The organism is Pectobacterium sp. CFBP8739 (genome assembly GCF_013449375.1).
Lineage (GTDB): Bacteria > Pseudomonadota > Gammaproteobacteria > Enterobacterales > Enterobacteriaceae > Pectobacterium.
The window spans coordinates 40,770-63,344 of the sequence record NZ_JACDRR010000010.1 but is presented as its reverse complement, the minus strand read 5'-3'; the positions used below and the strand labels follow the sequence as shown (position 1 = coordinate 63,344).

General features: G+C 50.9%; 21 protein-coding genes and 1 pseudogene. 11 read left to right on the top strand and 11 right to left on the bottom strand.

The features are described 5' to 3' along the window. Window positions 1-44: 44 nt before the first annotated feature. Window positions 45-1,241 (bottom strand): mannonate dehydratase, encoded by a 1,197-nt coding sequence (gene uxuA / locus H0247_RS08760; protein WP_180742206.1) that lies wholly within the window; start codon window positions 1,239-1,241, stop codon window positions 45-47. Window positions 1,242-1,525: 284 nt separating this feature from the next. Further along, the gene (locus tag H0247_RS08755; RefSeq protein ID WP_180742205.1) at window positions 1,526-2,260 is read right to left on the bottom strand and encodes an FCD domain-containing protein; all 735 of its coding nucleotides are present in this window, start codon (window positions 2,258-2,260) and stop codon (window positions 1,526-1,528) included. Window positions 2,261-2,470: 210 nt separating this feature from the next. On the opposite strand from H0247_RS08755, the gene H0247_RS08750 reads away from it, so the two are divergent. The 6 genes from H0247_RS08750 to H0247_RS08725 all read left to right on the top strand — a co-directional run bounded on the left by H0247_RS08750 (window position 2,471) and on the right by H0247_RS08725 (window position 7,683). After that, complete coding sequence (locus tag H0247_RS08750) at window positions 2,471-3,664, top strand: alpha/beta fold hydrolase (protein WP_180742204.1); 1,194 nt, start codon at window positions 2,471-2,473, stop codon at window positions 3,662-3,664. Window positions 3,665-3,748: 84 nt separating this feature from the next. Then, a complete protein-coding gene (locus tag H0247_RS08745; RefSeq protein ID WP_180742203.1) occupies window positions 3,749-4,993 on the top strand; it encodes a SpoIIE family protein phosphatase in 1,245 nt (414 codons plus the stop codon). A gap of 13 nt (window positions 4,994-5,006) precedes the next feature. After that, window positions 5,007-5,561, top strand: a complete 555-nt coding sequence (locus H0247_RS08740; protein WP_180742202.1) for a SiaB family protein kinase — start codon at window positions 5,007-5,009, stop codon at window positions 5,559-5,561. 1 nt (window position 5,562) lies between these two features. Beyond that, a complete protein-coding gene (locus H0247_RS08735; protein ID WP_180742201.1) occupies window positions 5,563-6,015 on the top strand; it encodes a DUF1987 domain-containing protein in 453 nt (150 codons plus the stop codon). After that, complete coding sequence (locus H0247_RS08730) at window positions 6,002-6,709, top strand: GGDEF domain-containing protein (protein WP_180742200.1); 708 nt, start codon at window positions 6,002-6,004, stop codon at window positions 6,707-6,709. The genes H0247_RS08735 and H0247_RS08730 overlap by 14 nt, the downstream gene beginning before the upstream one ends. An 80-nt stretch (window positions 6,710-6,789) precedes the next feature. Continuing rightward, complete coding sequence (locus tag H0247_RS08725) at window positions 6,790-7,683, top strand: LysR family transcriptional regulator (protein ID WP_180742199.1); 894 nt, start codon at window positions 6,790-6,792, stop codon at window positions 7,681-7,683. Here the strand turns inward: H0247_RS08725 and H0247_RS08720 are convergent. The 4 genes from H0247_RS08720 to H0247_RS08705 form a co-directional block, all read right to left on the bottom strand. Beyond that, window positions 7,680-8,405, bottom strand: coding sequence for a sulfite exporter TauE/SafE family protein (locus H0247_RS08720; RefSeq protein WP_219606686.1), 726 nt, complete (start codon window positions 8,403-8,405; stop codon window positions 7,680-7,682). The genes H0247_RS08725 and H0247_RS08720 overlap by 4 nt on opposite strands. A 535-nt stretch (window positions 8,406-8,940) precedes the next feature. Continuing rightward, window positions 8,941-10,011 (bottom strand): lytic murein transglycosylase B, encoded by a 1,071-nt coding sequence (gene mltB / locus H0247_RS08715; RefSeq protein ID WP_180742198.1) that lies wholly within the window; start codon window positions 10,009-10,011, stop codon window positions 8,941-8,943. Window positions 10,012-10,147: 136 nt separating this feature from the next. Next, window positions 10,148-10,489, bottom strand: a complete 342-nt coding sequence (locus H0247_RS08710; RefSeq protein ID WP_180742197.1) for a zinc ribbon domain-containing protein YjdM — start codon at window positions 10,487-10,489, stop codon at window positions 10,148-10,150. A 120-nt stretch (window positions 10,490-10,609) separates the two neighbouring features. Next, complete coding sequence (locus H0247_RS08705; RefSeq protein ID WP_180742196.1) at window positions 10,610-12,232, bottom strand: EAL domain-containing protein; 1,623 nt, start codon at window positions 12,230-12,232, stop codon at window positions 10,610-10,612. Between the two features lie 389 nt (window positions 12,233-12,621). On the opposite strand from H0247_RS08705, the gene H0247_RS08700 reads away from it, so the two are divergent. The 3 genes from H0247_RS08700 (at window position 12,622) to mutS (ending at window position 17,838) form a co-directional block, all read left to right on the top strand. After that, window positions 12,622-13,251 carry a glutathione S-transferase family protein gene (locus tag H0247_RS08700; RefSeq protein WP_180742511.1) on the top strand — a complete coding sequence of 210 codons (630 nt, stop codon included), beginning with the start codon at window positions 12,622-12,624 and terminating at the stop codon, window positions 13,249-13,251. Between the two features lie 395 nt (window positions 13,252-13,646). Next, window positions 13,647-14,879, top strand: coding sequence for a DUF711 family protein (locus H0247_RS08695; protein ID WP_180742195.1), 1,233 nt, complete (start codon window positions 13,647-13,649; stop codon window positions 14,877-14,879). 394 nt (window positions 14,880-15,273) lie between these two features. After that, window positions 15,274-17,838 carry a DNA mismatch repair protein MutS gene (gene mutS, locus H0247_RS08690; protein WP_180742194.1) on the top strand — a complete coding sequence of 855 codons (2,565 nt, stop codon included), beginning with the start codon at window positions 15,274-15,276 and terminating at the stop codon, window positions 17,836-17,838. A 57-nt stretch (window positions 17,839-17,895) separates the two neighbouring features. On the opposite strand, the gene nlpE is transcribed toward mutS, so the two are convergent. Together nlpE and H0247_RS08680 are read right to left on the bottom strand one after the other, a co-directional pair. Then, complete coding sequence (gene nlpE, locus H0247_RS08685; RefSeq protein WP_180742510.1) at window positions 17,896-18,591, bottom strand: envelope stress response activation lipoprotein NlpE; 696 nt, start codon at window positions 18,589-18,591, stop codon at window positions 17,896-17,898. A gap of 73 nt (window positions 18,592-18,664) precedes the next feature. Next, entirely contained in the window at window positions 18,665-19,219 is a 555-nt protein-coding gene (locus tag H0247_RS08680; RefSeq protein ID WP_180742193.1) for a YaeQ family protein, read from the bottom strand. A gap of 239 nt (window positions 19,220-19,458) precedes the next feature. On the opposite strand from H0247_RS08680, the gene H0247_RS08675 reads away from it, so the two are divergent. Continuing rightward, complete coding sequence (locus tag H0247_RS08675; RefSeq protein WP_010285748.1) at window positions 19,459-19,659, top strand: YaeP family protein; 201 nt, start codon at window positions 19,459-19,461, stop codon at window positions 19,657-19,659. Further along, window positions 19,646-19,906 (top strand): Rho-binding antiterminator, encoded by a 261-nt coding sequence (rof, locus tag H0247_RS08670; RefSeq protein ID WP_180742192.1) that lies wholly within the window; start codon window positions 19,646-19,648, stop codon window positions 19,904-19,906. The genes H0247_RS08675 and rof overlap by 14 nt, the downstream gene beginning before the upstream one ends. A gap of 122 nt (window positions 19,907-20,028) precedes the next feature. Here rof and tilS read toward each other — a convergent pair whose 3' ends face one another. From tilS to accA, 3 genes and pseudogenes are all read right to left on the bottom strand, one after another. Then, the gene (gene tilS / locus H0247_RS08665) at window positions 20,029-21,375 is read right to left on the bottom strand and encodes a tRNA lysidine(34) synthetase TilS (protein ID WP_180742191.1); all 1,347 of its coding nucleotides are present in this window, start codon (window positions 21,373-21,375) and stop codon (window positions 20,029-20,031) included. Continuing rightward, window positions 21,359-21,475: pseudogene (locus H0247_RS08660) on the bottom strand (VOC family protein); the annotation flags it as partial. The gene tilS and the pseudogene H0247_RS08660, both read right to left, overlap by 17 nt. A gap of 130 nt (window positions 21,476-21,605) precedes the next feature. After that, window positions 21,606-22,565 carry an acetyl-CoA carboxylase carboxyl transferase subunit alpha gene (gene accA, locus H0247_RS08655; RefSeq protein WP_012773645.1) on the bottom strand — a complete coding sequence of 320 codons (960 nt, stop codon included), beginning with the start codon at window positions 22,563-22,565 and terminating at the stop codon, window positions 21,606-21,608. Between the last annotated feature and the right edge of the window lie 10 nt (window positions 22,566-22,575).

Genomic DNA, 22,575 nt, shown 5'->3' with positions numbered 1-22,575 from the left:
GTCATCTACAGACCGTGCTACTAAGCACGGTCTGTTTCATTTCATCATCCTTGCTGCAATTCGGTAAACAGCGTGCGCTTCAGCGCCAGCTCGACGCCACGCAGTTCCGCCAGCCCTTTCAGACGACCGATTGCCGAGTAGCCGGGATTGGTTTTCTTTTTCAGATCGTCCAGCATCTGATGCCCGTGATCTGGCCGCATCGGGATCGGACGGCGATCGCCCGCCCTCTGGCGCCGCAGCTCTTCCGCCAGAATGGCGTTGATAATCGCCACCATATCTACATCCCCCTGCAAATGCGCCCCTTCGTGGAAGGAATTGGGGTTATCTTCGCGACAGGTGGCACGCAGATGGGTGAAATGCACGCGATCGGCAAACGTTTCCAGCATCGTCACCAAATCATTATCGGCCCGTACGCCGTAAGAACCTGTACAGAAGGTAAAGCCGTTATGCAGGCTATCAACCGTCTGTTTCAACCAGCGCATGTCGTCAATCGTGGACATCACGCGCGGCAACCCAAGAATCGGGCGCGGCGGATCATCGGGGTGAATGGCTAGGCGAATACCGACAGCTTCCGCAACAGGCACAATCTCACGCAGGAAATGCCCAAGGTGCTCACGCAGTGTCGCATGGTCAATACCGTCATATTCCGCCAAACGTCCGCGGAATTGCTCAAGCGTATAGCCTTCTTCGGAGCCCGGCAGGCCCGCGATAATATTCCCCGTCAGACGCGCAATCTCTTCTTCACTCATCGCACGGAAATAGTCGGCAGCCTGTGCCTGTTCATCCGCCGTGTAATCTTTTTCAGCACCGTGACGCTGTAGGATATGCAGTTCAAAGGCCGCAAAGGCAATATGATCGAAACGCAACGCTTTTGAACCATCTGGCAGGACATACTCCAGATCGGTTCGCGTCCAGTCCAACACGGGCATGAAGTTATAGCACACCGTATCAATCCCACACTGCGCCAAATTACGCAGCGATTGCTGGTAATTAGCAATATGCTGCTGATAATTCCCCGTCTGGGTTTTGATCTCTTCATGCACCGGCACGCTTTCTACCACCGACCAGACCAGCCCTTTCGCCTTCAATTCGGCTTTGCGTTTTTCAATCTCTTCAATCGACCAGATTTCACCATTGGGAATGTGGTGTAATGCCGTCACCACGCCAGTCGCGCCCGCCTGCCGAACATCATCCAGTGAGACAGGATCGTTCGGACCGTACCAACGCCAAGTTTGTTCCATACCGAGTTACCTTTTTTCGCCAAGTGAGAAAGTTGTTTTGTCACTTTTTTCATCAATAAATAAGGAAAAGACTACCTGACCGAGGCAGGCTGTCAAACGAAATGCACAAATTGATTGACCAATTACACAAAAAATTCGTTTTTTGGCCTAACATCATGCCAATAATACTGAAAAAATGAAGGAGAAAATCAAAGAAAGGTTATTTGGTCTGATATCTTTTCTCTCCGCACACCGATGCGATGCCGGAGAGAAAATCCAGACGGGAAAGAGAATGCAAAGCGCAATCAGGATTCCAGACGCGAAGGAACAGACTCGAACAGATAGCCGTCGAACGCTGGATCGTCCACGTTCGAGATTTCCAGTAGTTTAATTTTTACGTTTTCCAGATGCTGCCACATTGCCTGACGCGCCATGTTCACATCACGACGAGACACGGCACGCAGGATCTGTTCATGATCGTCCAGCCACTGGCGCTGATAGCTGAAATCCTCGGTATGGGAGTGAATGCCCTGCCACATTGGGCTGCGTTTACGCGCCTGCCACACTTCATACACCATATTGGCTAAGACGCTGTTTTGGGTAGACTGCGCCAGTAGGCAATGGAATTGCTCATCGGCACTTTCATCCACACTGCCGTTTTCAAGCGATGTCCTTTCTTGTTCAATGGCCTGCCGCATTTTCACAATGTCACTTTTGGTCGCCTGCATCGCGGCAAAAGCGGCCACTTCACCTTCCAGCAGTTGACGCGCCTGCATCAGCTCAAAGGGACCATAGCCGCTGTCCACTACGCCCTCTTTCCACTGTGTGGTCGGCAGTTGCATGACATAAACGCCAGAGCCTTTACGCACCTCGATCAGCTTTTCCAGCTCCAGCATGATCAGCGCTTCACGCACCACGCTACGGCTGACATTGTAGGTTTCAGCAATATCACGTTCGGGAGGCAAGCGATCGCCAATCTGATAGTTGCCCTTCAGAATTTCCTCGCGGAGATTGTCACCAATCTGCTGATATAAACGCATACCACCATCCCTTTATTCAACATCGGCCATCGCAATATTGGCCTGACCAAAAGACAGAAAAATGCCCAATTTGTCTGAAGTATAACATGAAGCCCTATTACGCCGCACATTGAGCAATCTGCACGCGAAATAATTTCGGATATAGTGTTGTCGAAACGCCATTATCCCGTTAACGATCGGGTTGATATTGCCAACAGGCAAGGAGCATAAATGACAATAAACGTATTCCGGTTCGTTTCGTGGGCAATCGGGAAGCGGGTAATGGCCGGTTTATTCGCCCTTATCGGCGTCCTTTTCATCATGGGGTGTACAAGCACGCCGCGCGATATCACGCCATTAGGGCAAACGTCATTCGAGCACTATCAGCAAGACACGGCTCGCTGGGTCGCACAGCACCGCACCTTCCAGACCACGGATAAACAGCTGGAATTACGCTGGAACACGCCCAGTGAAACCCGCCCCATCGGCCAGCCGCATAAGGCTATTTTACTGGTGCACGGACTGGGTGACTCACCCGGCTCATTCACCGATGTGACCCCGCAATTGGTCGAACAAGGGTTTCTGGTCAGAACCGTGTTGCTACCGGGGCATGGCACGCAACCGTCAGATCTATTGCACGTTACCGTCGATGACTGGCGCAAGGTCGTCGCCGAACAGGCCGCCATCCTTAGCAAAGAGGTCGATGAGGTTTATCTGGGTGGCTTCTCCACTGGCGGCAATTTGGTGCTGGAATACGCGTTACAACATCCGGAAATCAAAGGGCTGGTGTTATTTTCCCCCGCAATTAAATCCAACGAAAAATACGACTTCATGACGCCGATGCTGTCTGTCTTTACCGACTGGCTGATGCCGGCACGCCCCGGCTACCCTGAGCAGTTGGCAACCCGCTATATGCGTGTGCCGACCAACGGTTTCGCCCAATATTATTATTCCAGCAGCGGGGTGCGTTCAGAGCTTGCCAAAAAACCTTATGACAAGCCGGTATTAATCGTGCTGGCAGAGCATGATTCCGTCGTTGATACGACTTACATTGTCGACGCGTTCGATAAGCAGTTTACCCACCCGTCCAGCCGTCTGATCTGGTATGGCGATCGCCCTGCTGGCGTACATTTCTCACGCGTTTTGGTGCGAACAGGCTCGCTGCCTGAGTGGCGCATCAGCCAGTTCTCACACATGTCGCTGCTGTTTTCGCCAGAGAATAAGGAATACGGTAAAGCCGGTGCAATCGTCATTTGCGCCAATGGACAAACCAATAGTGACCTAGCGGCCTGTGCGGATCGCAGCACGCTGTGGTATTCCGATTGGGGATACGAGGAAAACGGCAAAACCCACGTGCGTCTGACCTTTAACCCCTATTTCGACTGGCAAAATCAAATCATGGCTAACGTACTGGACGCACAATAGCCTTACCGAAAACGGGGGCTGTCATCATTTGGTCATCAAGGGCGGGTATTTTGCCTTAAAGACAAATCTGCCCAAAGATTAACCATGATCGCCATGCCCGTTCGATCCGCCCAACCGCACCTCCGAGATATACCGGTGGCGCGCGATCTTTGCATTCCCTTGCCGGATGTTTCCCCTGACACCGACAACGCCACCGTATTGCAGTTATTTAGTAAAAATAAAGAGTGGGTCAGCCTGCCTGTCGTTGAGGATGGACGCCCTTTCGGCTTAATCAACCGCCACATTTTTCTCTCGCAGATGGCACGGCCCTTTTATCGCGAACTGTACGATAAAAAGAGCTGCATCGCGTTTATGGATAAAAACCCGCTGATTGTTGATGCGTTGTCGTCGTTAAACGACGTGGCCGATCAAACGGTGATCACGGGAGATAAATCGCTGACGGATGGCTTTATGATCACCGAGAGCGGGCGTTATATCGGTATCGGGCTGGGCATCGATCTGATTAAGGCCGTCTCCGATATGCACCTGCGCCAGCATCAGCAGATTATGCAGAGTATAGAATATGCCAGCGTGATTCAGGCCGCGATGCTGACGACGTCAACGCAGGCGATGTCCCGCACGCTTGCGGACTGGTGTTTGGCTTGGGAACCGCGAGACTGTGTCGGCGGTGACTGCTATGCCTTTAAAACCTATCAGAATGGCTGGCTTGCTGCCGTCGCAGACTGCACTGGACACGGCGTACCCGGTGCATTTATGACACTGATTTTCTCTTCCGCACTGGAACAGGCGCTGACCCAGCACGGTCCGATGCTGCCTGCGCAGCTATTACAAACGATCAACCGCCATATTAAAGATACGCTGGGGCAGCGTGACGAGACGCGCCAGCTTTCGGCTTCTAACGACGGTTGCGATGCCATGCTGATGTTTTGCGACATGACGCGCAACACGCTGACATTTTCCGGCGCGAGGATGCCTGCTTTCATGCTGCAACGCCATACTGGGCAACTGACACCACTTCAGTGCGATCGTATGGGGATCGGCTATACCGAAACACCTTATGACTACCAGTGGTCGAGCTACGAATTGCCGCTTCATGATGACGATATGTTTTTTACCACCACGGATGGATTGACGGATCAAATCGGCGGAGAACGCCGGATTATGTTTGGAAAACGTCGGCTACAGGAGCATCTCCAGCACTATCAACACCAGCCGATGCGTGAGCTGGCTAACCAGCTCCTGTCGGCACACAAGATCTACCAGGGCGATCAGACCCGACGAGATGATTTAACATTTTGGGGCTTCCGACATTGTTCGACTTTTGTTTAATCAGGCAGGCAGAATGATGCCAAATATCAAATACACTGAATTTTTCACGCCCTCACACCAGCATGACATCACGCTATATTACGTGGGCTATTTTTCACAAAACATCATCAGTTCACTGGCTGAAACCATGCGACTACAGCTGGAGAAAAAACAGCTTCCTGCCGGTATCCGTCGCAGACTGTTCTCTACCTTCGTCGAAATGGTGCAGAACATTACTCGCTATTCCGCCGCCCCGCTAACGGCGCTCGATCAGCCCGCCGAAGTCCGTCATGGCTCCGTCTGTCTGGGTTACGAAAATGGGAAATACTTCCTGCTATGTGCTAACCCAGTACACCCCGACGATGTCGAGGCGCTGCGGGGACGCCTTGAGCCACTGCGCGGTATGACGCTTGATGAAATCCGCCTCGCCTATAAGGCCTCCCTGCGCGATGAAACCCCGTCATCAAGCAAAGGCGCGGATATGGGGCTGTTGACCGTCGCGCGTGATGCCAGTGAGCCACTCCAGTTTACGTTTCGGGCCGACGCATCAACGGGGCTATCTACGTTTTATCTGAAGGCAATCATTTGACATGAAAAATATAACGACCATAAGCAATCTCCATATTTCGGGGACATCCTGTACCCCAACTGTTGACTTTCACTTTGACACACACCGTCTTTATCTTTCTGGCGAGTCTTATCCTGAGAATGCCGCGGCGTTTTACCGCCCACTGCTTACGGAGATTGAGGCGTATCTGCACACGCTGACGACCTACGCGGAAACGATACCGCCGGATGAGGCGCTACCGAATATCGAGATTCACGTCTCCCTAATTTACTTCAACAGTTCCAGTACCAAGATGCTGTTCAGTTTATTCAACCTGCTTAATCAGGCGGCGGAACAGTCGTTACCGATTGCCCTGTATTGGTATTACGACAAAGACGACGACATTGCGGAAGAATTTGGTGAAGAGCTTCACATTGACTTCCCTGCCCTGACCTTTCACAGCACGATTTTGAGTGAGAACCATGAGCACAATTGAATTGTTTACACCGGAATACGATATTCTGCTCGCCGCGCGTAACATTGCTAACCAGCAGGAAAGACCTGCTGAAGTCTATCGCGACACGCTGCTGGCGTTAACCGACCATTACCAGCGGCTGGTACGAGAATCGCACCGCCTGATTTCACGCAGCGATCGGGCGGAGAAAGAGCTGAACCGTTTGAATGCCCAGCTCAATCAACTGGCAGTCGAACTGGAATACAAGGCCAGCCACGATCCGCTGACCAGCGTGTATAACCGTGGCGCGATCATTGAACGCATCAACCACGCGTTGGAACGCAATCAGGCAGCGCTCATCGTGCTGGATATCGATCACTTCAAACTGGTGAACGATGCCTACGGTCATCCTACCGGCGATGCCGTGATCTGCGATCTCGTATCACGCGTGCAACACGTGCTGAATACCACAAGCAGCATTGGCCGCGTTGGTGGTGAGGAGTTCACCATTCTGCTGGAAGGCCATACGCTGATGCAGGCTGTCTCGCTCGCCAGCCGCATTCATCAGGATCTCAACAGAATGCCGCTTAGCGTCCTGCCGCAACAGCGTGTTACCGCCAGCTTTGGCGTCAGTTGGGCAGCGCAGAACACCCGTTTCGATGCGCTCTATGGCGCAGCGGATGCCGCGCTCTATCAGGCCAAGGAAAAAGGCAGAAATAGAGTGGAATTTCAGTAAGTCGCGTGCTGGGCGGTTGCCGTCACCCTGACTCACGAACATAATAGTGGGTATCGGCTTCTCCGAGACAGATTCCCGCTATGCGATTCGATTTAACCGATCTCCGGCTGTTTCTCAATATTCAGAAAGCAGGCAGCATTACCGGTGGCGCAGGAGCGTCCAGCCTGACCGTTCAGGCCGCCAGCGAACGTATCCGCGGTATGGAAGAGGAACTTGGCGTACCGCTGCTGCTGCGGTCAAAGGCGGGCGTCTCACTCACCGACGCGGGATTTTCTCTTGCGCACCATGCCCACATCATCCTGCGTCAGGTCGATCACATGCGCAGCGAATTACATCAATACAGCAAGGGGTTGCGCGGCCATATTCCGCTGTTGTGCAACTCTGCGGCACTGAATGAATATTTACCCGCTCTGCTGGGTCACTATCTGGTGGTCTGCCCACAGATATCCGTATCGGTGAATGAAAAACTCAGCCGCGACATCGTTAATGCTCTCCGCAATCAAACCGCCGATCTCGGCATTGTGGCCGATTCCGTACCACTCGATGGACTGGAAACGCGCCCGTTCCGTCAGGACGAACTGGTGGTCGTGCTGCCGCAAAACAGCACAGGGTTCGGCGAACAACAACTCAGCCTGGCTGACATCGCCGATGCCGAATTTATCGGGCTTAGCGAAGGCGCGGCGTTACAGGAGCACATCGACGAGCACGCCAGAAGGCTGGGGAAACGCCTGAATTACCGCGTGCGTCTTGCCAGCTTTGATGCCGTTACGCAGGTGATTCACAGCGGTATCGGCATTGGCATTCTTCCACGTCATGCCGCACAGCGTATGATGGAGCGTCTGGCTATCCGCACAGTCCCACTGTCAGACGACTGGGCGAGACGTAATCTGGTTGTCTGCGCCCGCCAGTTTTCCACACTGCCCGGTTACGTTCAGGACTTCGTCACGTTTATTACGACAGAGAACGCCGCTTAAATCAGGCCGCGCACGGCCATATATCCGCCCAGCAGCACCAGTCCGAGGAAGAAGCAGCGCCGGAAAACCTGCTCGCTAATCGCGCGGCGCAGGCGTTGCCCCATCATCATGCCCAGTAGCGCGGGGATCAGCGCCAGCATCGATTGCCAGAGATCGATGCCCTGTAGCCCGATCCCCTGCATTAGCTGTAACGCCAGCCCCAACGTGGAAACGGTAAACATCAGCCCCAGCGCCTGTATCAGATCGTTTTTATTGAGTCGCAGGCATTGCAGGTAAGGTACGGCGGGGATCACGAAGACCCCCGTCGTCGCCGTGATAGCGCCAGTGATGTAACCCACCAGCGGCGACAGCCAGATTTCATGGCGGCCAGGCTGCGGCAAAGTCGTCGCGATGATTCCCCACAGGCCATAAACCACCAAAATGCCGCCGAGCGCCGCACTCGTCCATGACGATGACGAGGTTAGCGTCGGCAGGCCGTTCCAGAGTGTCCCAATAATAATCCCGGCAAACAGCGTCCAGAACCGCTGAATCAGGCTCATAAAGGCGGGGCCGCAGGCAAGCTGCCAGATGTTGGTCACCAGTGACGGAACAATCAACAGCCCCGCCGCGCTGGCAGCGGGCATCACCAGCGTTAACAGCCCCATCGCGATTGTCGGTAATCCCAGACCAATCACGCCTTTCACCACGCCAGCCAGCAGGAACACCACCATCATCGTTGTCATTCATCGCCTCGGTTTACAACGCCATAGGAAACCCCTATGCAGGAATAGTCCAATGATGCTGCAAAGCTGTCGATGCGGATTGTATTGAGGGTGATTCAGGGAAAATTTGAGGCAAAGGGAGGATTAGGAAGAGTGAGATTCTCGACAGTCCTTTGAGTCACATTTTTATGCAGGCTCAGAGGCCGTTTCGTGCGCCACAATAACGTTATTCTCATGCTACTTCGTCGCACGCGCCCGACTCGGGACGGCTCAAACGCCGCTCGCCCCGAGACCCCAGGCTTTTGGCGGGAATTATGCCGCTAAAGCGGTGCCATCGGTGTTCATGACCGCTAATCGAGCCACCAGTGACGCGTTCCCGACGCGGCACTGGCTTTCGCGGCATCCGTGCCGCTCACTCGGCGGCCACGCCCACCGATGCATAATTTTTTACGCCCGATAACAGTCAATCCTGCTGGCATCCCACACCGTGTATAAGAAACAGCCCTGAGATTGGAGTCAGCCGTTATTAGCAAGCCACAAAATAATAGCCCTGACCCTAGCGAGCGCGGCCTACGGCCTCACCCAATTGCCATACGGCCATCGCGTAGTGCGTGCTGTGGTTGTAGCGCGTGATGGTGTAGAAATTCGGTAATCCATACCAGTATTGATAGCCCGTACCGATATCCAACCGTAGCAGGCTGGCTTCACTGTATCCCGCCAGCGAATGCTGTGGCGTTAAACCCGCGGCCTGGAGTTCAGTAAGCGAGTAGCGGGTATTAAAACCATTCGCCAGCAGTGGTGCCTGACCGTTTGCCTGCACCGCCACAGGGGCACCCTTCACCCACCCGTGCGCTTTGAAATAGTTGGCCACGCTGCCAATCGCGTCCACCGGATCCCACAGGTTAGTGTGTCCGTTGCCGTCGAAATCCACCGCGTAGTCCTTGAAGGAGGAAGGCATAAACTGTCCGTAGCCCATCGCCCCCGCGTAAGAGCCACGCAGGCTGAGCGGATCGTTGCCTTCTTTACGCGCCATCAGCAAGAAGGTTTCCAACTCACCCGCAAAGTAATCGGCACGTCGCGGGTAATCAAACGCTAACGTGGCCAGAGCATCAATGATGCGCGTTTTCCCCATCACTCGGCCCCAACGGGTTTCAACACCAATAATACCAACGATAATCTCAGGCGGAACGCCATAGATGTTCTGGGCGCGCTGTAGCGCATCCTGATATTGATTCCAGAACGCCACACCATTCTGCACGTTATCCGGCGTAATAAACTGGTTGCGGTAGCGGTTCCAAGCCCCGTTTGGCCCAGAAGGCCCGCGTGATGCCGGAGCCTGTTTATCCATCAGGCGAATAACCCAATCCAGGCTTTTCGCCTGAACCAGCACATCATGCAGTTGCTGGCGATTAAAGCCGTGTTCCAGCACCATTTTGTCGACAAACCGCGCTGTAGCTGGGTTAGTCGCAAAATCGCCGCCTAACGGATGGACACTGTGTGCAGGTTCAAGCAGGAAACCGCCTTTAAAAGGATTACCTGAAGGCGCGTCTGCGGGGGGAGGAGCCGGCTGACTGCTACAAGCCGAGAGCAAAACAAGCAGAGGGAGAAAACGAACCAAATGACGCATCAGATATCCGTATAGCCAGGTAAGAAATCAATACCCGCTATGGTAAAGGATTGTCTGATGTGAAAAAACCAGCCAGAAGTGAAAAAGTGCCGCGCGCCGACCAGATGGCAGACCGGCGCACGCCATCACACCCGAATCAGTTTTTCTTCACAAACTCAGATTTCAGTTTCATCGGACCGAAACCGTCGATTTTACAATCAATATTGTGGTCGCCTTCCACCAGACGAATGCCCTTTACGCGGGTGCCGATTTTCAGCGGGGTCGAACTGCCTTTAACTTTTAGGTCTTTAATGACCGTGACCGTATCGCCATCTGCCAGAAGATTACCGTTGGCATCTTTTACCACTAAAACATCATCCTGCGCGGGTGCATCGCCTGCCGCCGACCACTCATTTCCGCATTCTGGGCAGTTAAGCATTTCACCCTCTTGCCAGGTATATTCAGAACTGCATTTTGGACAATGAGGTAACTGTTGCATGATAAACTCCTAAAAAAATCACAATAAAAAAGCAATAAATATCATTAGGTAACTACCATAATTTCGATATTTTACCCTTTTATGCCTATTTTTGATAGTGAAGCCGAGTTTATCGTGACTTTACTGTCCTTCCAGTACCATTTCACTTCTTGCCGCCAGAAACGCAAGCAAGTCTTCTTGCGTTAGCGCTTTGGAATACAACCAGCCCTGCGCATAAGCAACGCCCAGGTTTTTCAGATAGGCCTCCTGAGCAGGGGTTTCAATCCCCTCAGCCACGATATGCAGATTAAGACAGTGCGCCATGCTGACAATATGGGACAGTACAATATCAGTTGGCGAATGGTCATTAATATTTCCAACAAAGGACTTGTCGATTTTAAGCTTATTGGCTTTTACCCGCTCAAGATACGACAGCCCAGAATACCCAGTGCCAAAATCATCAATGGCGACATCAACGCCTTGTTGTTGATATAATTCCACCATTGGTGCTGCTTTTTGCGGTTCGACCATAGAGGATTCGGTTAATTCGACATTAACATTCTTCCCCTCGATATCGTATTTTTCTATGTTTTCCACGAGATAATTGAAAACGGACATATCTTCAAATTCAGCCGCTTCAAGATTGATAGAAACAAACAGATCAGGATAACTTTTCTTCAGCACGCTAGCCGTCTGTAACGCTTCATTAATAATGAAAAAAGTGAGATCTTTCATTAAACCCATTTGTCTAACCATCGGAATAAAGGAATCCGGCGTAATCAGATGTCCATCAGAATGACGCCAGCGCACTAATGCTTCACACCCAACAACGTCGGCGGCATCTAATTTAATGATCGGTTGGTAATGAAGTTCAAACTCTTTTTTTACTATCGCTTGATTAATAATATAAGCAGGGCTTTGAATTTCACGAGTTTTTCTGGATATGATGGAAGAAATAACCAGAGCCATTAAAAAAGCAATCGGGAACGAAGAGAAAAAAGCCTTAATATAAAATGAAACATCAACAGGATTATCTGCACTCACGACTAATGAAACTTCACTTTCGGGTAAGACCGTGTGGACATAATATTTATTATCCATATAAAACCTATCATTGTCTTCACCATCAGTGAGAATATGAGAATAGATATTTCCATTTATAACATTCGATAAAATAACCTGACCATTTTTATGACTTTCTTCTAAAAAAGCATACTGGATATTATAACTATAAGAAGGAACATCCCAAAATGAACGGGGGTTCAACACAACAAGATGACGTGCTGAACCAACATAAATCATTGGTCTGTTTTTATTGAGAAAACCATCTATCTTATACCAAACATCATAAGTATTTTTATAGCGAAAATCAGGTGGTGGGAGATATACCGTTTTCATTTCACCCAGCATCGCAGAACAACGAGGTCGATTCCCATCAATATAGACGGTATCCTGAATATAATCATTGTCATAGGCGACCTTACGCAGTGAATTCAGATGCAAGTCATCACAATACGGTGGGTAATTTTTTTCTAATTCATCGAGAGCAGATGTCGCCTGCAACATTATCTTTTCAGCATGCGCCACAGTAACAGAAGAAAAGTTATCTACATCATCTTCAAACTGCTTGAGTGTGAATGACACATAAACGACAAACACCAATGCAAAGAGAGAAATCAGGATAAAAAACAAAAAGAAAGACAATAAGAAAAAATTTTTCTTAAGAGAAATGACGGAAAAATACGCTAGTAGGCTTTTTTTCATAGGAGCGACGCATCATTACCATGATAAATCCAACATAGCACACAACCCTTCTCCACAATGTATCGATATCTCAAATAATTCAGATTTTAAGACCTCGGTAATCATCAGGTTCCACAGCGCCTATCAGGCAAAGATCCATGCCGACTCCGTCTCTAGCCACTCGATGCCCGTGGTGCGGCGATCGCTGACCATGTTTTTGTCCATCATTCATGGCCGTCATTCATAGTCATTATTACCTCATAAAAATATTTATACCCCCTCAAAAATAGCCTTGTTAGCCGCAAACCACCGGAACCGCTACTCTGCTGATATGACATGGAACCCACATAAGCGGAGGGAACCACATCATGACGACTCGCATTCTTCATCAGAATTTAAGGAAAAATAATATGGGATTAACATTACACCATCTTAATGATTCACGGTCTGTTCGTATCCTCTGGCTGCTTGAGGAAGCGGGAATACCTTATGAACTCGTCAGATATCAACGGGATGAAAAAACGCACTTAGCACCGGACTCATTAAAAGCAATACATCCTTTGGGTAAATCGCCGTTGATTGAGGAAGGGGGAAAGATCATCGCGGAATCTGGCGCTATCGTTGAATACTTGATCAATCGCTATGCTAAACACCTGGCTCCAGATGTAAGTGAGGCCGAATACATTGACTATCTTCAGTGGATACACTTTGCAGAAAGCTCAGCCATGCTGCCAGTGTTATTAAAGATCTTTGGCGAATTTGAAAAGAATACCGGCACCACGCTGAATTTCCTTGAGAACTACGCCGACAACGAATTCGAGAAAGTCTTTTCATTTTTAGACGACATGCTGTCTGCAAGAGAATTTATCGTGGGCGATAAGCTGAGTGGCGCGGATATTATGCTGGGCTTCGTGATTAATACCGTCGTAGAACGGCTCGTGCCCAGAGAACGATTCCCGAATATTCAATGCTATTCACAGCGTCTGAAAAATTTGCCTAGCTGGCAGAAAGTTCAGGACATTGAATCGCGCGTAGAATAAAGCCTCAGCGCGAGGCATCACTTATTTAACAGGCAAGTTTGCGAACCGCCTCGCGCACTTAAGCGCCAGTGGAAAATCGGATGCGCGTCCTTATCCCAGTCATCTGCTACATTACAAAGAACTGGCCTTATGCTTGATAACGTGGTGGGAAGTATCCAACGTGGGGATGACCTCATATTTTGCCTAAAGCGTCGGCATCCCTATCAAAACAAATAATATGTTATTTTTCAATGCCATGATTCATAACCCCACTGCGACTCATGCATATTAATACGTATAAAAAGCAAGACATGCCGCCACACACTCCAAATGCCATTGTATTTGTTTTGCTCTACCGAGTAGGATGATATGACAGAGCCACCCAATGTATGGCAATAATTTCCAGGGAGAATCCAGTGGGTTATAAAGAGAAAGCACTTTGTAAAATACGGACTGTGACAGCATTTCTATCATTAAGCCACGATAAAGAGAGTTGGCAGACAGAAATTAATAAAGCCTCAACATTTTTATCAGATTTAACGGCAGAGTTTCAACGTCACCACTACACGGTACAGTCCATTCGCATTGTTACCAATCCATTTGGGGAATATCTCAACCTAAGCAGTATAGAGAGTGCCCGAGCTGATTTACACTATATTAGCAAATTACTGGCTCACAATAATCAGTCAGGAATAAGGGTAAGATTTGCTATTGGTGAAGCAAAAACCGCAAGAGAAATTGAGATGCTGCCTGATCTCATTAATGAGTTTGGCGATTTGTGCAATGCCTGTGTAAATATCCCCTTGGACGATTATGGTATTGTCGACAATGAGCTTATTAAGACTGCCGCGTCATGTGTGAAAAAAATTAGTGTAATAACCCCACGAGGTGAGGGAAATTTTAACTTTACCGTCAACTTCAATTGTAAACCACTAATACCTTATTTTCCGGCCGGATATCATAAAAAAGAATTAGGGGATTGCTTTGTTATTGGTCTTGAAACCCCCGACCTGCTGGTTAATACCTTAAAAAACTTCAATAAACAGAAAGGCACAAAAAACCATAATCAGCTGTTCAGTAATTATTACACCGTCCTGAGCACAGCCATTCAGTATCATATCTCAGCAATTCAACATATTATTAACCATGCAAAAATGGATTTTCCCTTTACGTTTTCAGGCTTCGATAGTTCGGCAGCACCCTCTAAAAATTGCGCTAGTATGGCCGAAGTCTATGAACAAATGGGGGTCGAATATTTTGGAGCATCAGGCACTGTCGAAGTATCAGGATTATTAACTAAGGTATTTAAATCAGTAAAAGATACAGAGTTGGTGGGGTTTTCTGGGTTAATGCTTGCATTAACTGAAGATCAAGGTTTAGCTGATGGATCTGTAAAATCAAATTTTGATATTCGCTCGTTGCTGACTTACAGCGCTGTTTGTGGAATTGGGCTGGATACCGTTCCTGTTCCCGGTGATGTCTCTATTGATAAACTTTCAGCCCTAATGAGAGACACAGGGACGATGGCTTTTCGCTTAAATAAACCGCTTACTGTTCGAGTCTTCCCTGTTCCTGATATGAAGGCGGGTGACATCACCAACTTTGAAAGTGATGACTTATGTAATTGTGCGGTGTTGGCTGTACCATAACGTTAAAAAGATAATCTATTTGGCGGGATTTAATACCGTCAAATAGACTCATTAATTTAGCAGAAGCGATCTAATGCTAAAATCAGCAACATTGATTTTCATAAATTAATTATTATTGACCTGATACCTCTTCATGGCAAACTTGCGAGCCGCCTCGCGCGTTCGAGCAAATCGGATACGCATCCCTGATTCAGTCTGGTAACGTCGTCTGACGCCAAATAACGGCCACCAGTGGTAAGATAGCGCATTCGCGGGTGATGTTTTTCATCTGCCAGCCAGTATACTTCTGGCATTCCATTTCAAGGCTCAGGTGACGCGCCATCAGCACGGTTGACCATCAAACCCTGCACCATCACCTGAACGAACAAAAGCGTTAAAACTGAGTAAAATCAATATGAAAGATTCTACCGACAAGGATTTCACTGCCCACACCCCCATGATGCAGCAGTACTTTAGACTAAAGGCTGAACATCCGGAAATCCTGCTGTTTTACCGCATGGGTGATTTTTACGAACTGTTCTATGACGATGCCAAACGGGCTTCCCAACTGCTGGACATTTCACTGACGAAGCGCGGTGCCTCCGCAGGGGAACCGATACCGATGGCAGGCGTCCCTCATCATGCCGTTGAAAACTACCTTGCCAGACTGGTGCAAATGGGCGAATCCGTTGCTATCTGCGAACAGATCGGCGATCCCGCCACCAGCAAAGGCCCGGTAGAACGTAAAGTCGTGCGTATCGTCACCCCCGGCACCATCAGCGACGAAGCGCTATTGCAGGAAAAGCAGGATAACCTGCTGGCCGCAATCTGGCAGGATAGTCGGGGATTTGGCTACGCCACTCTGGATATCAGCTCAGGGCGTTTTCGTGTCAGTGAACCTGCTGATCGGGAAACCATGGCGGCCGAATTACAGCGCACCAACCCGGCAGAATTACTCTACCCTGAATCCTTCGAATCCATGGATTTGATCGAAAACCGTCATGGGCTACGCCGTCGTCCGCTGTGGGAGTTTGAACCGGATACCGCACGCCAGCAGCTTAACCTGCAATTTGGCACCCGCGATCTGACGGGTTTTGGTGTAGAGCAGGCCAAGCTCGCGCTGCGTGCCGCCGGATGCCTGCTGCAATACGTAAAAGACACACAGCGCACCTCGCTGCCGCATATCCGTGGGATTACCATGGAGCGCCAGCAGGACGGCATCATCATGGATGCGGCCACCCGACGTAACCTTGAACTGACGCAGAATCTGTCCGGTGGCGTGGAAAATACGCTGGCTGCCGTCTTGGACTGCACCGTAACAGCAATGGGCAGCCGAATGCTGAAGCGCTGGATTCATATGCCCAGCCGCGATATTGATGCACTAAAACAGCGCCAGCAGGCCATTAGCGCGTTGCAGGACATCACGCCCGATCTGCAACCCTATCTGCGACAGGTCGGCGATCTGGAACGTATTCTGGCGCGACTCGCATTGCGCACGGCACGCCCGCGCGATCTGGCACGTATGCGCCACGCTTTCCAGCAATTTCCCGATATTCGTGAGCAGCTTGCACCGCTGGATATTGACTCCGTTCGCCGTTTAGTCAACCTGATTGGGCAATTTGATGAACTACGAGACCTGCTGGAACACGCGGTTGTCGAAGCGCCGCCCGTGCTGGTTCGTGACGGTGGCGTCATCGCGCCAGGCTACAACGCGGAACTGGATGAGTGGCGCGCGCTGGCTGACGGTGCCAGCGATTATCTGGATCGTCTGGAAATTCGCGAGCGCGAAAAACTGGGGCTCGATACGCTAAAAGTCGGCTTCAACGGCGTACACGGCTATTACATTCAGGTCAGCCGTGGCCAAAGCCATCTGGTGCCGATCCACTATGTACGCCGCCAGACGCTAAAAAATGCCGAACGCTATATCATCCCCGAGCTGAAAGAGTACGAAGACAAGGTTCTGACCTCGAAGGGCAAGGCACTGGCGCTGGAAAAAGCGCTCTATGATGAGCTTTTCGATCTGCTGTTGCCTCATCTGGCCGAGCTTCAGCAAAGCGCCGCCGCGTTGGCAGAATTGGACGTTCTGACGAATCTGGCCGAACGTGCCGATACGCTGAATTACGTCTGCCCGACGCTGAGCGATAAGCCCGGCATCAAAATCACAAGCGGTCGTCACCCCGTCGTTGAGCAGGTGCTTCGTGAGCCGTTTATTTCGAACCCCCTATCGCTAGCACCACAGCGTCGTATGCTGATTATCACCGGCCCCAACATGGGCGGGAAAAGTACCTATATGCGTCAGGCTGCACTGATTGTGCTGATGGCGCATATCGGCTGCTTTGTGCCTGCGGATCAGGCGGTCATTGGCCCCGTCGATCGTATTTTCACTCGTGTGGGTGCCGCCGACGATCTGGCTTCTGGCCGCTCTACCTTCATGGTGGAAATGACAGAAACGGCAAATATTCTGCACAATGCCACGGAAAACAGCCTAGTATTGATGGACGAAATCGGCCGTGGAACCTCAACCTACGACGGCCTATCGCTGGCCTGGGCCTGTGCCGAAAATCTGGCGAACCGCATCAAAGCGATGACGCTGTTTGCCACGCACTACTTTGAACTGACCACTCTGCCGGAAAAAATGGAAGGCGTGGTGAACGTGCATTTAGATGCGCGCGAACACGGTGATACCATTGCCTTTATGCACAGCGTACAGGATGGCGCAGCCAGCAAGAGTTATGGTCTTGCCGTCGCCGCTCTAGCTGGCGTACCGAAAGAAGTGATTAAACGCGCACGCCAGAAACTGAAGGAGCTGGAAACGTTATCGAATAATGCGTCATCCAGCCATATCGATGGGGCACAGTTGGCGCTGCTGAGCAATGATGAGCCGTCTCCGGCAATCGAAGCGCTGGAAGCCATCGATCCTGATGCGCTCACGCCACGTCAGGCGCTGGACTGGCTTTATCAGCTCAAGAAAATGCTCTAACGCATAACCGATACCAAAAAGGCACTGAAATCAGTGCCTTTTATTTTTAAAGCTGCATTAATCTATCTGTGTATCGCAGTTTGCCCGTGCTCGCATACGAGCGTTATCACTGCTGTTGGGAACCACCGCTTTCACCATCTGCCCTTCTTCCATCGATGGAATCACGGCAAAATGCGCGGTAAAGGAAACCAGCACCGGTTCACCCGCCGACACCGTCGTACGGAGGTACATCCTTTGCAGCACAGCATTGCTTGCCACCACAAACGTTTTACCCGTGGCGCAATCAGAGAACGTCGCAGCATCGGCCAGATAGCGGTATATGCCCTTCATCGACATCGGCGTATCCGGCAATGCCTGCTCGGTTGTCGTCAGTTGACGAGGAAGAGAGGAGTTGATGGGAAGCCCTTGCTGATCCAGCATTTCCAGCCCCTTATCAATCGGGCGGAAGTAACGTTTTTCTCCTGCACTATCCGTCAATACCAGCTTATCAGCGGTACGTCGCCATTGCCCATAGGAAGCAAACGTGTTGTTACCTGCTCGCGTTGTCTGATACTGCTCTCGCAACACAAAAGTCCCGTCTTTTTCCAAAAACAGCGACGTATCAATCCCTCCGCAGTCCGCGCAGGGTAAAACGCCACGATAACTCTGTGCCATTGGTTTAAGGGGTTCTTCCTGAACTTGTGAGCGAGTATGGCACCCGATCAACCCAGAAACCCCTGCAATCAACAGCACACCGATAGCCAGTTTTTTCATCATTATTGTCCTGCCGTCTCTGCCCTGTTTTTATCGTTCTGACTCAATGCCCTGGAATGTATCCAGCCTGTTATCATCCCTGAGTCTGAGGAATTTTCCACTCAGAAAATGCGATTTCCAGACTATTCTTATCGTCAGACAACCAGATCGTGCCTTCCTGTATCGTTGCCTGCAACGCCATCGTGCGTGCGGCCAGTCCGGCAAGCTGAGCCAACTGGCTATCATCTAAAAAACGGATAGCCAAATTCTTGTACCCAGAAACCTTACTTGATATTGCACTCCACCAAACCTGCGCCGCACGCTCGCTGTACGCGTATAGCACCACGGCGCGCGACTGGTTGCAGGCTTTCTTAAGCCGCTTTTCATCCGGCAGGCCCAGCTCAATCCACAACTCCAGTTCCATCGTATCGTTGCGCCGCCAGATTTCCGGTTCGTCATCGGCACTGAGCCCTTTGGTAAAGCGCAGGTTTTCATCAGCATGACAAATCCACGCTAAAAGCCGCAGCATCATGCGCTGTTCCGTTTCTGACGGATGCTGCGCTATCGTCAGGTTCGCGTCGTGAAAAAAATTCCGATCCATATCAGCAATATTGATCGCTGCTTTGTAAACCGTTGCTTTTAATGCCATCAGTAACCTCGTCGTTAATCCCTTTAGTTTACTTGAGTTAGCGCCATCCTCACAGTAAAGGTGATATCTGCGACGTAACTGGTAGATTAGGCCTCTAAGGACTACTGATATCCTGTTAGTGCCTATGCTATAGTCGGTTTGATAAATAGAGTTTATCTTCGTAGGCTTACAACATCGCGCACCGCAACAGGTGATGATGCATGAATATCTACCGAGCTAAGCTTTCAAGGGAGGATATAGTGCAAGAATACTGTGAATTAGTACGTCGCTTATACGCAGAGATCGCCAGCGGCGATCTGGGCTATATACCCGATTCGCTGGGTTGTGTTTTGAAAACCCTGGATGGCATTGCCGCAAATGATGCGCTGCCATCCTCCGTCAGGGAACAGGCCGCTTTTGCCGCCGCTAACTTATTGGTGAGTGACTATGTCAATGAGTAATGAATATCAACCCATCAACTGTGATGATTACGACAGCCTGGAAGCCACTTGTCAGCAGAATCTAACGCTGACGCTGGAACTACGCAATGGTGAAGTTGTAACCGGTAAAGCCAGTGACATGATCTCCCGTAAGCAGGTCGAATATCTGGTGATCGAAGCCTCCGGTGCAACGCGCGAACTGCGCCTCGACCACATCGTCAGTTTCAGTCACCCTGAAATCGGGAAGATTGTCGTCAGCGAATCCTGACTGGCTTCTCCTTTCATTCAGCAGCAAATGCTGAAAAAACGCTTCCAAAACGGACAACGCTGGTTGTCCGTTTTTATTTCAGCGCTAGCCTCTGGCTTTTCCCTCAGCTTTTTTCCCAAACCTTATTTTTCCCAAACAATGTGCCACACGGGCTGATGTTCTCTTACCTGCCCTTCCCACGTGACAAATCGTCCCACGGCCGTAATTAGCTGTTCGTTGTAGAATACCAACGGCGTCCGGTCGCGCCACCAGGGCGGAACACCCAATTCCTGCCAAAGTTTCTTGATTTGCCGCCCGTGGATTCTGCCGACAATATGCACGGTTCCACGGGTCGAAAAGCGGATACTCACCGCTTCACCGTTTTCCGGCGCGCGAATCGCCATCCCACTATCGGCCAACAGCAGCGTGCCAAGATTGTCAGGGAGCGACAGCGGACGTGACGTCGGCTGCCACGGCAAAATGCAGTCTTGTAACGACGTCATCAGCGGCAGCAGATAGAGATGCTGACGGAAACGGCGGATCTGCTGCTGATTCAGTTGCAATACAGGCTCCGCATCCTGGCGGCTCGTCGCCACCTCATCCCAGAGTCGTTGTAGCTGCTCACGCGCCGGCATGGCCGCCCCCTGCTGCGCCAGCCAGCGACGCAGTAGCGCAAAACGACGCACCGAGCTTAGCGGCACCAGACCGTCAATACTCAGCGCCCCATCCGGCTGACATAACGCCTGCAATGATTCTTCCAACAACTCATCCAGCAGTTGTTCCTGCTCGGCGCACAGCTCGGCGCTACGCGCTACGGCGGAAGAGAAATGCGGCCAGCGCTGCGTCAATCGCGGTAAAATCTGGCGGCGTAGAAAATTGCGATCGAAACGCTCATCCTGATTGCTGTCATCTTCAATCCACTGCAGCTGATGCCGCTGCGCATACGCTTCCAACTGCAAACGAGAAAAACCCAGCAGCGGACGAATGAGACGATGATGACCCAGCGTACTGTGTGCCGCCATGGCCGACAATCCGGCAGGCCCGCTGCCGCGTTTAAGCGCCAGTAAAAAAGTTTCACTCTGGTCATCAAGATGCTGCGCCGTCAGCAGGGTTTCCCCCTCTTGCAGATGCGCTTGCAGCGCCTGATAACGCGCCGTTCTGGCCGCCGCTTCAATACCACCGTTCTGCGTCTCAACCGTCACCGACAGCGAGGCAAATGGCACCTGCCAGCGTTCACACTGTTGACGACAATGTTCAGCCCAGCTATCTGCCCGCGGATTTAAGCCGTGATGGATGTAAGCCGCGCGAATAGCCAGCCCAGAACGCTGGCGAACCGCCACCAGCAGATGTAACAATACGCTAGAATCCAGACCGCCGCTGTAAGCCAGCAGGATCGACCTGCATCCGATCGTTTGCGCCGTGATCGTCTGGAGCAATCTATCGTCAAGTAATCCATCATCAGATTCAGTGGTGTTCACGGTAGACCTCATGGTTCAACGTAAACCCCAGTACATCACAATAAAATGCCTTACTGTGTTCATAGTCAGAGGCAATCACCGCAATGTGATGGACATCAAGCAGCTTCAGCATGCTTCACCCCCTTATAGCAAAAAATCCGCTGTCATTTCTGACAACGGATTTTCAGAGTAACGCCAGAATTGCCTGATTGATAATACTGCAATCAATCAGACAATCTCCTTATCAGCAGTAGCCACTGTACTTAACAGTAACCATAGTTCATCAAACGCTGGTAACGGCGGTTCAGCAGTTCTTCTTCCGTCAGGCCGTCGAGGTCGAGCAGATCAGCTAGCAACTGCGCTTTCAGCGACTCAGCCATCGCTGGGACGTTACGGTGCGCCGAACCCAGCGGTTCCGGTATCACGGTATCGATCAGCTTTAGCTCTTTCAGACGCGGCGCGATAATGCCCATGGCTTCCGCCGCCAGCGGTGCCTTATCCGCACTCTTCCACAGGATAGATGCACAGCCTTCCGGTGAAATAACCGAGTAGGTGCTGTACTGCAACATGTTGACCTTGTCGCCCACGCCGATAGCCAACGCACCACCGGAGCCACCTTCACCGATAACGGTACAGATGATTGGCACACGCAGCGTCGACATTTCACGCAGGTTGCGCGCAATCGCTTCAGACTGACCGCGCTCTTCCGCGCCAACGCCCGGATAGGCGCCCGGCGTATCGATAAAGGTAATGATCGGCATCTTGAAGCGCTCGGCCATTTCCATCAGGCGCAGCGCTTTGCGATAGCCTTCCGGTGCCGGCATGCCGAAGTTACGACGAATTTTTTCTTTGGTTTCACGTCCTTTCTGATGACCAATGATCATCACCGGACGCCCATCCAAACGGGCAATCCCACCGACGATGGCTTTGTCATCGGCATAGGCGCGATCGCCAGCCAATTCATCAAAGTCAGTAAAGATGTGCTTAATATAATCAAGCGTATAAGGACGTTGCGGATGGCGCGCTAATTGCGCAACCTGCCAGGCGCCCAAATCAGCGAAGATTTTACGCGTCAATTCAACGCTCTTCTCACGCAGGCGCTGGACTTCTTCGTCCAGATTAATATCCAATTTTTCGTCTTGACGGCTGACTGCGGTCAGCGAGTCAATTTTCGCTTCCAACTCTGCAATCGGCTGCTCAAAATCAAGAAAATTCAGACTCATAGTATTCCTA